At 71.9% G+C, this 12,289-nt stretch carries 12 protein-coding genes; 5 read left to right on the forward strand and 7 right to left on the reverse strand.

The genetic code is table 11. The features are described 5' to 3' along the window. Positions 1-33 precede the first annotated feature (33 nt). The 4 genes from ACQP1V_RS07450 (at position 34) to ACQP1V_RS07465 (ending at position 2,937) form a co-directional block, all read left to right on the forward strand. Positions 34-726, forward strand: coding sequence for an AMIN-like domain-containing (lipo)protein (locus ACQP1V_RS07450; RefSeq protein ID WP_433420178.1), 693 nt, complete (start codon positions 34-36; stop codon positions 724-726). A 13-nt stretch (positions 727-739) separates the two neighbouring features. Further along, positions 740-1,096 carry a cupin domain-containing protein gene (locus tag ACQP1V_RS07455; RefSeq protein WP_433420181.1) on the forward strand — a complete coding sequence of 119 codons (357 nt, stop codon included), beginning with the start codon at positions 740-742 and terminating at the stop codon, positions 1,094-1,096. A 186-nt stretch (positions 1,097-1,282) separates the two neighbouring features. Continuing rightward, positions 1,283-2,371, forward strand: coding sequence for an adenosine deaminase (locus ACQP1V_RS07460; protein ID WP_067129699.1), 1,089 nt, complete (start codon positions 1,283-1,285; stop codon positions 2,369-2,371). Further along, complete coding sequence (locus ACQP1V_RS07465) at positions 2,368-2,937, forward strand: PH domain-containing protein (RefSeq protein ID WP_433420183.1); 570 nt, start codon at positions 2,368-2,370, stop codon at positions 2,935-2,937. Before ACQP1V_RS07460 ends, ACQP1V_RS07465 begins: the two co-directional genes overlap by 4 nt. 108 nt (positions 2,938-3,045) lie before the next feature. Here ACQP1V_RS07465 and ACQP1V_RS07470 read toward each other — a convergent pair whose 3' ends face one another. The 3 genes from ACQP1V_RS07470 to ACQP1V_RS07480 form a co-directional block, all read right to left on the reverse strand. Next, positions 3,046-4,689: a phospho-sugar mutase gene (locus tag ACQP1V_RS07470; protein WP_433420185.1), complete on the reverse strand. Its 1,644-nt coding sequence runs from the start codon at positions 4,687-4,689 to the stop codon at positions 3,046-3,048. Between the two features lie 8 nt (positions 4,690-4,697). Next, positions 4,698-5,501, reverse strand: a complete 804-nt coding sequence (locus ACQP1V_RS07475; RefSeq protein WP_387408308.1) for a purine-nucleoside phosphorylase — start codon at positions 5,499-5,501, stop codon at positions 4,698-4,700. Positions 5,502-5,643: 142 nt separating this feature from the next. Next, complete coding sequence (locus ACQP1V_RS07480) at positions 5,644-6,096, reverse strand: gamma-glutamylcyclotransferase (protein ID WP_433420188.1); 453 nt, start codon at positions 6,094-6,096, stop codon at positions 5,644-5,646. A 151-nt stretch (positions 6,097-6,247) separates the two neighbouring features. Between ACQP1V_RS07480 and ACQP1V_RS07485 the strand changes: the two genes are divergently transcribed. After that, a complete protein-coding gene (locus ACQP1V_RS07485) occupies positions 6,248-7,639 on the forward strand; it encodes an NAD(P)H-quinone dehydrogenase (RefSeq protein ID WP_433420190.1) in 1,392 nt (463 codons plus the stop codon). On the opposite strand, the gene ACQP1V_RS07490 is transcribed toward ACQP1V_RS07485, so the two are convergent. The 4 genes from ACQP1V_RS07490 to ACQP1V_RS07505 form a co-directional block, all read right to left on the reverse strand. After that, the gene (locus ACQP1V_RS07490) at positions 7,616-8,848 is read right to left on the reverse strand and encodes a pentapeptide repeat-containing protein (protein WP_433420193.1); all 1,233 of its coding nucleotides are present in this window, start codon (positions 8,846-8,848) and stop codon (positions 7,616-7,618) included. The genes ACQP1V_RS07485 and ACQP1V_RS07490 overlap by 24 nt on opposite strands. Positions 8,849-9,125: 277 nt before the next feature. Continuing rightward, a complete protein-coding gene (locus ACQP1V_RS07495) occupies positions 9,126-10,553 on the reverse strand; it encodes a hypothetical protein (protein ID WP_433420195.1) in 1,428 nt (475 codons plus the stop codon). Positions 10,554-10,682: 129 nt separating this feature from the next. Beyond that, positions 10,683-11,789: a WXG100 family type VII secretion target gene (locus tag ACQP1V_RS07500; protein WP_433420198.1), complete on the reverse strand. Its 1,107-nt coding sequence runs from the start codon at positions 11,787-11,789 to the stop codon at positions 10,683-10,685. A gap of 31 nt (positions 11,790-11,820) precedes the next feature. Then, complete coding sequence (locus ACQP1V_RS07505; RefSeq protein WP_433420200.1) at positions 11,821-12,138, reverse strand: hypothetical protein; 318 nt, start codon at positions 12,136-12,138, stop codon at positions 11,821-11,823. Between the last annotated feature and the right edge of the window lie 151 nt (positions 12,139-12,289).

Raw genomic sequence — 12,289 nt, forward strand, 5'->3', positions numbered from 1 at the left:
GTTCGCAGTGGAACGTTCGACAGGAGAATCGCCATGAAGACGTCGCGCGCCCTGGCTCTCGCCCTCGTGCCGATCGCCGCCACCCTCGCCTGCGGGACCACGACAACCACCGCGAGCGGCGCGAGCGGCGGGATGGCCGGAGACGCCACCACCACGGTCGCCTCCCCGGGGACCGGAGCCGGGCGGGAGAGCGCCGCCCCGACCGCCCCGACCGGCACGTCCACCGGAAACGCGACGTCCACGGGAAACGCCGCCGCCACCGGGAACCCGGCGGCCAAGCCGGGCGAGCCCGCGCCGCCCACGAGCACCAAGCCGGTCACCGTCTCCCGCCACCCGGCCAAGCCGCCCACGGTGACCGGGGTCAGGTTCGCCCGGCACGCGAGTTTCGACCGCGTCGTGATCGACCTCTCCGGTGCGATGCCCGGCTACTCCGTCGCCTGGACCGACAAGCTCATCCACGACGCCTCCGGCGACCCGGTCGGCCTCGCGGGCGGGGCGTACCTCCAGGTGCGCATCACCCCGGCGGCCGCGCACAACCGCGCGGGCGACCCGACCTGGAAGGGCCCCCGCCAGGTCGCGGCGAACCTGCCGAACGTCCGCCACATCGTGAACAACGGCGACTTCGAGGGCATCGTGAGCGTCGGCCTCGTGCTCGCCCGCAAGGCCGGGTTCCGGGTGCTGGCGCAGTCGGGGCCGTCCAGGATCGTCATCGACGTGGCCCACTGACAGACTGGGACACATGGTACGGAGGATTGACGCGGCCACCCGGATCCCGGTCCCGGGCGGAAAGGTCATCGACGAGTACGTCGGACGGGTCAACAGCGGCGACGAGCGGGTCTCGATCGCGCACATGCAGGCTCCCCCGGAGTGGGAGGAGCCGCCGCAGACGCCGGAGTTCGCCGAGTACACCCTCGTGCTCAAGGGCTCGGTGATCGTCGAGCACGAGGGCGGCGCCACCGAGGTCGGGGCAGGTCAGGCGTTCGTCAGCGAGCCGGGCGAGAAGATCCGCTATCGCTCCGGGCCGTCCGGGGCCGAGTACGTGGCCGTGTGCCTCCCGGCGTTCTCGCCCGAGACTGCCAACCGCGACGACGCGTAATCGGCAAACAGCACATGATCCCTGTTTTCGCAGGTGGCATAGGATGCCGAGATGAGTGAAAGCGGCGTCCGGGGCCCGGGCGCCGCTGGGCGCGGAGGAGTGACGACAAGCGATGAGTGAGCGACGCAGCGGTCATATCGGAGCCGGGAACACGAGCGGTTCCGCGCGGCGGGCGGGGGAGCGCGCGTGAACACGCCGACGCGGGAGCAGATCCGCCAGGCGCCCAAGGTCCTGCTGCACGACCACCTCGACGGGGGCCTGCGCACCGAGACGATCATCGATCTCGCCCGTGACACCGGCTACGGCAGGCTGCCGTCCACCGACCCCGCGAACCTCGCCGCCTGGTTCCAGGAGGCGTCCGACTCGGGATCGCTCGAACGCTACCTGGAGACGTTCGACCACACCGTCGGGGTCATGCAGACCCGCGAGGCGCTGGTCCGGGTCGCCGCCGAGTGCGCCGAGGACCTCGCCGACGACGGCGTCGTCTACGCCGAGGTCCGGTACGCGCCCGAGCAGCACACCTCTGGCGGCCTCTCGCTGGACGAGGTCGTGGAGGCGGTCATCGAGGGCTTCCGGATCGGCTCGCTCGGCCCCGACGGCACTCCGAGGATCAGGGTCGGCACGCTGCTCACCGCGATGCGGCACCAGGCCCGCTCGATGGAGATCGCCGAGCTGGCCGTGCGCTACCGCGACGTGGGCGTGGTCGGGTTCGACATCGCGGGGGCCGAGGCGGGCCACCCGCCCACCCGCCACCTCGACGCCTTCGAGTACCTCCAGCGGGAGAACGCCCACTTCACCATCCACGCGGGCGAGGCGTTCGGCCTGCCCTCGATCTGGCAGGCGATCCAGTGGTGCGGGGCCGACCGGCTCGGCCACGGCGTCCGGATCATCGACGACATCGCGCTGTCCGACGACGGCGAGGCCAAGCTCGGCAGACTGGCCGCGTACGTCCGGGACAAGCGCATCCCGCTGGAGATGTGCCCGACGTCGAACCTGCAGACCGGGGCCGCGCCGTCCATCGAGGAGCATCCGATCGGGCTGCTGCGCCGGCTGCACTTCCGGGTTACGGTCAACACCGACAACCGGCTGATGAGCGCGACCAGCGTGACCGGAGAGTTCGCCAAACTGGTGGACGCCTTCGGCTACGGCTGGGACGACCTGCAGTGGTTCACGGTCAACGCGATGAAGTCGGCGTTCATCCCCTTCGACGAGAGGCTCGCGCTGATCAACGGTGTGATCAAGCCGGGCTTCGCCCAACTGAAGTGGCACGCATGAAACAGGTTTTCCGCTCCAAGCTGGCGTGGGTCTTCGGGTGGGCGTGGATCGTCTTCGCGACCTGGAACGCCTGGGACCTGATCTCCCGCGGCAGCATGCCGTCCGCGCTGATCGCGGGGGCGGTGCTCGGCGTCATCACGGTGTTCGTCGGGCTGCTGGCGCTGCGCCCGGCGATCATCTCGGAGGAGGGCGGCGTCCGGGTGCGCAACCCGTTCCGCACCGCGTACGTGCCGTGGAGCTCGGTGGACCAGGTGCGGGTCTCCAACGCGATCGTGATCGTGGCCGGTGACACGACCATCCGCTGCTGGAGCCCCCAGCCGAGCGCCCGCGAGCGGGCCAAGGCGGTCCGCCGGGCGAACAAGGCGCAGGCGTCCGACCAGCGGCGGCACGACGCGGCCGCGGCAGGCCGCACGCACGCCGACTGGGTGGCGCAGCAGCTCTCCGAGATGGCGGTGCTGCGCAAGCGGAACGCCTCGGGGGCGATCAGCATGTCGTGGTCGCCGGTGGCGATCGCCGGCCTCGCGGTCGCGGTCGCCCTCGTCGTGGTGACCATCGCCCTGACCTGAGCCGCGGTGACGGCCGCCCCGCGTGGGCGGCCGTCCTGCCCTGCCGGGACCCGCTTCACCGGGCGTTCGCGCCCTGCGGGTCCCGGTCTCGCGCGTGTGCGCCCCGCGCTACCCGCCGATCGCGGCGGCGAGGTCCGCCTTGAGCGCGGCCAGGTCGGCGGCGGCCGCCGTCCGCGCCCGCTCGACGTCCCCGGACGCGGGCCCCGTGACCGGGACGACCACCTCCAGGTAGCACTTGAGCTTCGGCTCGGTGCCGCTCGGCCGGACGACCACGCGGGCGCCGCCGGCGAGCCGGTACCGCAGGCCGTCGGTCGGGGGCAGCCCGGCCAGACCGGCGGCGAGATCCTCGGCGGACTCGACCTCCCGGCCGCCGAGCTTGACCGGCGGAGCCGCGCGCAGTCCGGCCATCGCCCGCTGGATGATCGACAGGTCGTCGACCCGGACGGAGAGCTGGCCGGTGGCGTGCAGGCCGTACCGGCGGGCCTGGTCGTCGAGCAGGTCGAGCAGCGTCCTGCCGTCCCGCCGGGCCGCCGCGGCCAGGCCCGCGACGGTGAGCGCCGCGCCGATCCCGTCCTTGTCGTGGACGGGCAGCCCGGCGGCGGAGCCGACGCTGTATCCCAGCGCCTCCTCGTAGCCGAAGATCAGGCCGGGACCCGCCTTCATGATCCATTTGAAGCCGGTCAGCGTCTCCGCGTACCGCGCGCCGTGCGCCGCGGCGATCTTGCCGAGCAGTGACGACGAGACGATCGTCGTCGCGACCAGGCGGTCGTCACCCGAGGTGGCGCGCAGCACGTGCTCGGCCAGCAGGCAGCCCAGCTCGTCGCCGGTGAGCATCCGGTAGCCGCCGCCGGGAAGGGGCACCCCGGCCGCGCACCGGTCGGCGTCGGGATCGTTGGCCAGGACGATGTCCGCGCCGGTCTCCTCCGCGAGGCCGAGCGCGAGGTCCATCGCCCCCGGCTCCTCCGGGTTGGGGAAGGCGACGGTCGGGAAGTCCGGGTCGGGGTCGCGCTGCGCGGCGACCGTCGCCGGGACCGCGAAGCCCAGGCCGCGGAACGCCTCCGCGAGCGTCTCCGCGCCGACCCCGTGCAACGGCGTGTACGCGACGCGGACGTCCCGGGCGTCACCGACCGGCAGGCCGGCCAGCGCCCGCAGGTAGGGGACGACGATCGCCTCATGCGTGAGCGTCTGCCACGAGTCGCCGAGCGGCAACTCGTCCACCCGGCCGACCGCGTCGATCGCCCGTGAGATCTCCGCGTCGATCGGCGGCACGATCTGGGCGCCGTCTCCCCAGTAGACCTTGTAACCGTTGTCCCGGGGCGGGTTGTGCGAGGCGGTGACCATGACGCCGGCGTCCGCGCCCAGGTGGCGTACGGCGAAGGCCAGCACGGGCGTCGGCCACCTGCCGTCCATGACGGAGGCGCGCAGGCCCGCGCCGGTCAGCACGGCGGCGGTGTCCCTGGCGAAGACGTCCGAGTTGTGCCGCGCGTCGTAGCCGATCACCACGTGCCGGCCGGGGCCGAGGACGCGGGCCAGGCCGGCGGCGGCGCGCATCACGGTCACCCGGTTCATCCGCGCCGGGCCCGCGCCCAGCTCGCCGCGCAGGCCCGCGGTGCCGAACTCCAGCCGGGAGCCGAACCGGGAGGCCAGCTCGGCCTCGTCGTCGCGGGCGAGGAGCGCTTCCAGCTCCGCGCGGGTCTCCGGGTCCGGGTCCTGGGACAGCCACTCCCGCGCCCGCTCGATGAGATCGCTCATGGGTGCCCCTACAGCTTGTCGACGACCTTGGCGAGGAGCACGCCCATCCGGGCCGCGGTGGCGCGGCCCACCTCCAGGACCTCCTCGTGGTTGAGCGGCTCGCCCACCAGGCCGGCGCCCGGGTTGGTCACGAGCGAGATGCCGAGCACCTCCGCCCCCGCCTCGCGGGCCGCGATGGCCTCCAGCACGGTGGACATGCCGACCAGGTCGCCGCCGAGGGTGCGCAGCATCCGGATCTCCGCCGGGGTCTCGTACGTCGGGCCGCGGAAGGCCACGTAGACGCCTTCGGCGAGGGAGGGGTCCACCTCGCGGGCGAGGTCGCGCAGCCGGGGCGAGTAGACGGAGGTCAGGTCGATGAAGGTGGCCCCGGTGATCGGGACCGCGCCGGTCAGGTTGATGTGGTCGCTGATCAGGACCGGGTCGCCCACGTTCTGGGTCTCGGGGCGCAGGCCGCCCGCGGCGTTGGTGAGGACCACCGTGCCCACCCCCGCGGCGACGGCGGTGCGCACGCCGTGCACCACCGGCTCCACGCCGCGGCCTTCGTACAGGTGCGTACGGCCGAGCAGGATCAGGGCGTTCTTCCCCGACGTCGTCCTGACCGCGCGGATCGTGCCCGCGTGCCCGGCGACCGCGGGCGGGGCGAAGCCGGGCAGCTTCGTCACGGGGAACTCGGTGACGGTCTCGCCGATCACGTCCGCGGCCGGGACCCAGCCCGACCCCATGACGAGGGCGACGTCGAAGGATCCGATGCCGGTGAGGTTCTTCAGGGTGGCCGCGGCCTCTGCCGCCAGTGCGTAAGCGTCGTTGGTCACGTTCACCGAGCGTACAGAAGCGGATGAACCATCCCAGCCAGAAAACGGCGGACCCGACGTCGCGCGACAAGATCTGGCGATATCTGCCAAAACCGGAGAGGCTCGACGGCAGGGGATGAAACGGGCGGAAGGCCCGCGACGCTCAGTCGCCCAGGGACTTGCAGGGGCGGGTCCGCAGATCCTTCACGTAGTCGTCCGGCGCCCCGGCCTTCTCCGCCGCGTCCGCGATGATGCCGAGGTGGCGGGCCGACGGCAGGCCGCCCTCGTAGGAGTCGAGGACGTACGTCCAGGCCAGCACGTCGCCGTCGAGCGTCGCGACCCGGACCCGGACCTTGCGGTAGAAGCCCAGCTCAGTGCCGGTCCACTTGTCGAGCGAGGTTTCGTCCCACTCGGGCACGTCGTAAAGGACGACGAAGACCTGCTTGCCGGAGTCCTCGACGATCGTGGCGAGGGCGCCCTCCCAGGCGACGTCTTCGCCACCGAAGGTCAGCCGCCAGTCCGGAAGCCAACCGGTGCCGCGCATCGGGGAATGCGGGGCCCGCTCAGCCATCTGCTTGGGATCCATGTTGCTGCTGTAGGCCGCGTAGACAGGCACGGCACGAAGCCTAAACCACAAGGCGCGTCACCGGACGGTCATGACGCAGGACCCGCCATCTCCCGGTGAAATCAGGGACTTCCCGCGCAGCCGAACCCTTACGCATCCCCCTCATCCCTGACTAGCGGGATTATGCGGGAGAATAGGGCACGTGACAAGGATCGTGATCATCGGTGGCGGCCCCGGCGGCTACGAGGCGGCCCTGGTCGCCGCCCAACTCGGAGCACAGGTCACCGTCGTCGAGCAGGACGGGCCGGGAGGCGCGTGCGTGCTCACCGACTGCGTGCCCTCCAAGACGCTGATCGCCACCTCGGTCCGTAAGCAGGCGCTGCTGGACGCGGCCTCGGTGGGCGTCCACTTCGACGGAGGGGCGGACGGCGACTGCGGCGGCGTCATGGTCGAGATGCCCCTGGTGAACAAGCGCGTCAAGGAGCTGGCGCAGGCGCAGTCCGCCGACATCGCCGCGCGGCTCGCGGCCGAGGGCGTCGAGGTCATCCGCGCCAAGGGCCGGCTCGTGGACCCCCAGGTCGTCCGGGCCGGGAACCGGACGATCCGGGCCGACGTGGTCATCGTCGCGACCGGGGCGCACCCGAGGGTGCTGTCCGGCGCCGAGCCGGACGGCGAGCGCATCCTCACCTGGCGCCAGCTCTACGAACTGCGGGAGATGCCCGAGCACCTGATCGTGGTCGGCTCGGGTGTGACCGGCGCCGAGTTCGCCGGCGCCTACCGCTCGCTCGGCTCCGAGGTGACCCTGGTCTCCTCCCGCGACCGGATGATGCCGAACGAGGACGCCGACGCCGCCGAGGTGCTCGAAGAGGTCTACCGGCGCCGTGGCATGAACGTCATGGGCCGCTCCCGCGCCGCCTCGGTCAAGCGCACCGAGCACGGCGTGGTCGTCACGCTGGAGGACGGCAGGACCGCCGAGGGCAGCCACTGCCTGATGACCGTCGGCATGATCCCCAACACGGCCGGCATCGGCCTGGAGGAGGCCGGCGTCCGGCTCGACCGGAACGGCTTCATCGAGGTCGACAAGGTCTCCAGGACCTCCGCGCCCGGCGTCTACGCGGCGGGCGACTGCACCGGTGTCCTCATGCTCGCCTCCGTCGCCGCCATGCAGGGCCGGATCGCCGTCTGGCACGCCCTGGGCGAGGCCGTGCAGCCGATCCGCCTGGCCACCGTCGCCGCGAACATCTTCACCGACCCCGAGATCGCGGCCGTCGGCGTGTCGCAGCGGCAGATCGAGTCCGGCGAGATCGAGGCCAACGTCGTCAAGCTGCCGCTGGCCACCAACGCCAGGGCCAAGATGCAGGGCTTCAACGACGGCTTCGTCAAGCTCTTCTGCCGTCCCAACACGGGCATCGTGCTCGGCGGCGTGATCGTGGCGTCCCGCGCGTCCGAGCTCGTCCTCGCCCTGTCGGTCGCGGTGCAGCACCGGCTCACGGTCGACCAGCTCGCGCAGACGTTCGCCGTCTATCCCTCGCTGTCCGGGTCGATCACCGAGGCGGCCCGCCGCCTCATGTCACCGCTGACCACCGTGATCTGACAGCCGTGTCCTGACCCGGCGCAGCGACGCCCTCCCGTGCTCCACGGCCGATACGGCCCCCTGCAGCTCGCCGGAGGTGCGCGCGACCGTGAGCACGTGCCTGGCCGCCTCGTACGCGTCGAGCGCGGCCCGCCACTCCCGCTGGTCGCCGGGCTCCGTCGGCGTCCCGTCGTCGCGCCGCAGCTCCGCGTCCATCGTGTTGATCTCGGCGCCGAGCTGGGTGAGATCCTCCGCGAGCACCTGGCGCTCCAGATCGAAGGCGTCGGCGTCGCGCCTCCTGCGCCGGTGGGCGGCGGCCCAGAAGAACAGCGTGATCGTGAGCCCGATGGCGCTCAGGACGACCAGGAGGAGCCCCGTCACCGTCCGTACGGGATCCTCCGCGATCGCCCGGTCGGCGGAGCCCGGGCTCCGGTCGCCGCTCGGGGAGGGCGACGGCAGCGTGGTGGGGGCGACCGCCGGCGTGCCGCGCGAACCGGCGAGGTTCACGTCCCGCGCCTGGACGAAGGACGCGCCCTCGACGTTCGCGCCGGTGAGGTCGGCGCCTTCCATCTCGGCCTGACCCAGCGCCGCCCCGCCGAGGTCGGCGGCGGCGAACACGGCGCTCTCCAGATGGGCCTGGCTGAGCTTGGTGGCGCGCATCGTCGCCCGGGTGAAGTCGGCGGTCCGCGCGGTCACCTGGCCGAGGATCGCCTTGCTGAGGTCGGCGCCGACGAAGGTGGTGCCGGTGAGGTTGGCCTGGGTCAGCTGCGCACGGGCCAGGACCGCGCCGGTGAGGTCCGCGCGGCTCAGGTCCGCCTGGCCCGCGTAGACGTCCTTGAGGATCGCGCTGCGCAGCTGCGCCTGCTTGCCGTGAAACTGGCCGAGCTCGGCGCCGCTGAGATCGGCCCCGCGCAGGTCGACGCCTTCGGCGTGCGCCAGGGTCAGGTCGGCGTCCTTGAGCGAGGCGTCTCGCAGGATCACCCCGCGTAGGTCCCGGTTGGAGAGATCGGCGCCGTCGAGGGTGGCGCCGGTCAGGTTCGCGCACTGCAGGTCGTTGGGGAGGTCCTCGGCGTCGGTGAAGTCCTCGCCGCGCATGTCCGGCCCGCTGCCGGGCCGGCAGCCCGCCGACAGCGCCGCGGTATCGGCCCCCGCGACCGCGGCGCTGAGCGGTACGGGGAGCACGACGGCGATGATCACGAGCACGACGGACAACGCTCGAAAGCGACGCAACGAAAGCCTCCTCGCAAACCTCCGAGAACGGTCCTAAGTCTCTCGCGGCGAAGGTAGGCCGCACGCCTGCCCCGGTCCGGGAGCGTCCCAAAGTGCCGGAAAAGCCGATGACCTCGCACCCGAGGGTGCGAGGTCACCTGCTGGAACCGGGCCCGCGCCGGCGGGCCCCCGCGATCAGGACCGATGGGCCGAGGCGATCAGCGGTGATCGGTGGCCGACCGGGACGCGGTCAGCCGGGCGATCGGCGGGCGATCGGCGTGACCGCCCGCCGCGGTACTCACCAGTCGCCGCCGCCGAAGTCGCCGCCACCGAAGTCGCCACCGCCACCCCAGTCGCCGCCGCCGCCACCCCAGCCGCCTCCGCCGCCGAAGTCGCCTCCGCCGCCCCAGTCGCCGCCTCCGGAGTCCGCGTTGCCCGCCGCGAGGCCGTCCGCGTAGCCGCTGCCGTAGCCACCGTGACCGAAGCCGCCGAACGCGCTGCCGAGCATGGTGCCGACCAGCATGCCGGTCAGCATGTCGCCACCGCCGAAGCCGCCGTAGTAGCCGTACGCGTAGGGCTGGTAAGCGGGGCCGGCGTCCCAGTACGGACGGCGCTCGCCGTTCACCACGACCTCGCGCATCTGCGGGTCGAAGCCGCGCTCGACCGCCTCGGCGTCCGCCGCGCAGGCCGGGACGTCGCGCGGGGCGCCGCCGGGAGGAGCCCAGCGAACGTTACGCGCGGACGGGCCGTGCTGCGGGTTGAAGAAGCACGGGGGCAGCCGCTCGGGGATGGGCTGGTTGTTCACGCGGGCCTTGACGCAGGCGAGGGCGTACCGCCCGTCCTCCAGCGACGCGGTCACCGTGCGCAGCTCGTCGGCGCGCTTGACGGCGGCCAGCTCGTTCTTGGCCCGCTCGTACGAGTCGAGGGCCCGCTGCCAGTCGCCCGAGGTCTCGGACTGCGGCAGCATCTTGACGTCGATGTCGAGCGCGGTGATCTCCTCACCGAACTTGGTGACGTCCTCCTCGACCGTCTGCTTGACGGCGGCGAGCTCGGCCGCCTCCTTTTCCTCGCGCTTGCGCTTGGCACGGCGAGAGAAGACCCACAAAGCGCCACCTCCGACGACGGCGATACCCAGGATGACCAGCAGGCCGCTGCCGCCGCCACCGCCGCCGCTCACCGGCTTGGGGGCGAGCACGTCCTTGCCCCCACCGTTGACGGCCATGTTGATGCGGTTCACGAAGTCCTGCACACCGCTGGCAATGTCTTTGTTGGCGTCCGTGGCGGCCCGGGCGATCTGGCCGGCGCTCGCCGACCGGCGCGGGAGCGCGCTCGACCCCGCGTAGAGGGTCTTGCCGTCGAGGACCGCGACGGTCGCCTGCGGACGGCCCGCGTTCCTGAGCGCGAGGCCGAGCGAGGTGATGTAGGTGCCGGCGTCCTGATTGGTCGTGATCGACCCGTCGGGCAGCGCGACCATGTAGATCTTGCTTTCTGAGTTCTTCAGCGCGTCGCGGATGTCGCCCTGCTCGCCGGAGGACAGCGGGCTGCCGTCCTGCACGAACAGCGGATCCTTCTGGTCCTTCCAGTGCGCCAGCACCGTCGAGACGTCGGGGGGAGCCGCGACGGCGGATGAGGCGGATGCCGCCCCGCCGGCGAACAGCGTGAACAGGCCGATGAGGACCGCCGCAACGGCGGCCCCCACGCGGCCCAGCGGATGGGTGATGGTCACGGCGTAAGCCTCCTTCGCCCTTGAGGACGAACCGTGATGCGTAATTGTTCCTGCCCTGCGAAACCGTATCCGCTCGCGAAACCGATCCATGCCGGGTTCAATCATCCCCTTGTGACGTGGCGGTGGCGGTCAGTAACCCCGGTAGCCCGTCCCGGTCTTCACACCGACCACTCCCGGCACCGCGGAGACGGATCCGTACCGGGCGATTGCGTACCGGACGCCCGCGATGATGTTGTCCACCGGGTTGTAGATGTCTTTGTGCCCCGGGAGCGACCACGCGTTGAACGTGGGGTCGATCGTCTGCATGAGGCCCTTGGACGGCGTCCCCTTGGCGGCGTTGGAGTCCCAGGTGTTGACGATGCGCGGGTTCCCGCCGGACTCGTGCTGGATGATCATCCAGATGTCGTCGACGTTCATCTTCGACGCCGGGTATCCGCGTGCCTTGAGGATGGCCACGGCCTCCTCGATCCACGCCTTGACCTCGGCGGGCGCCGCGGGGCCTCCTCCGGGCGGCGGCGGGCCGCTCGGGCCGTAGCCGCCGAAACCGCCCCCGCCGGAGGCGGCGAGCGTCGTCGGTGTGCCGGACGCGGCCCAGGGCGTGTAGCCGGGCGTGCGCGCCCATCCGAGGTCGGAGGTCGCGGAGGCGGGGACGAAATCGTCGTTCCCCGGCTTCTTGATGCCCGCGAGCAGCGTCATCCCGTGCTCGCTCAGCTCGTTGACGGTTCTGAGGGCCGCGTTCACCTTCTCGTCGGCGTCCTCCACGCGCTTGCCCGCCGTGGAGAGCGCCGCCTCGACCAACGACCCCTCGTACGCGTCCGCTTCCGCCGCCTCCGCGTCCGGGTTGTCCTTCGCGTACTGCCCCGCGTCGCGGATGACACCTTCGCAGGTCGCGTAGACATCGGCGCGGGCCTTCTCCAGCTCGTTCGCCGCCTTGTCGAGGGCGGTCGCGGCCTTCTCCAGCGCGTCGTCCAGCTCGGTGGCGGCCGGGCCGTACTTGCCCATGTAGGTGACGAATGCGTCGGAGGACGCGCCCTGCCACGCGTCGTCGACCCTGCCCACCGCGCCGGCGAGCGAGCCGGCCTGCTCGCCCACCAGCTTCATGGTGCCGCGCCAGCGCTTCGCGACGCCCCGGATCACGTCCGGCTGCCCGCTCACCTTGTCGAGGAGCGCCGAAAGCTCCCCGCCTCTCGATATCGCGCCGAGCTGGGGCAGTGCCACGTCCTTCGGCTCGCTCACCGGCCCGCCCTCCTCGTCGATGTGGGGGACATCACGCCTCGCGCTGCCGCTTCCCGTCCTGCTCGCTCGCCGTGTTCACCCGGTGGATGTTGTTCTGTACCGTCGTCAGGGAGTCGACGACGCCGTCCAGCACGCCGGAGATCCGGCCGAGCTCGGAGGAGAGCTTGTCGTCGATGCCGTTGATCGCGCCGGCCAGGCCGGCCGAGCCGTCCAGCTTGCCGAACGCCGTGGCCTTCACGGTCTCGGTGGGAGCGTGAGCGACGGCCGGAGCGCCGAACTCCCCTGCGACCTCGCGCACCGCGGTACGGCACTGCTCCAGCGCTTCGAAGTGGAAATCGAGACCCTCCACGAGGCCGACTCCTTCCAGCGTCCGACAAAGTCGACGAATCGGAGCATAGTAAAAAGATCCTCGCGCGAAACGCCGTGACCGGGCAGACGCTCATAAACCGTCCGGCGTGAGGCCGGGTCGCCATGCCGAGGAGGCCGAGAGGAGGGAGAAG

The organism is Microtetraspora malaysiensis (genome assembly GCF_050947145.1).
In the GTDB taxonomy this organism is placed as follows: domain Bacteria; phylum Actinomycetota; class Actinomycetes; order Streptosporangiales; family Streptosporangiaceae; genus Microtetraspora_A; species Microtetraspora_A malaysiensis.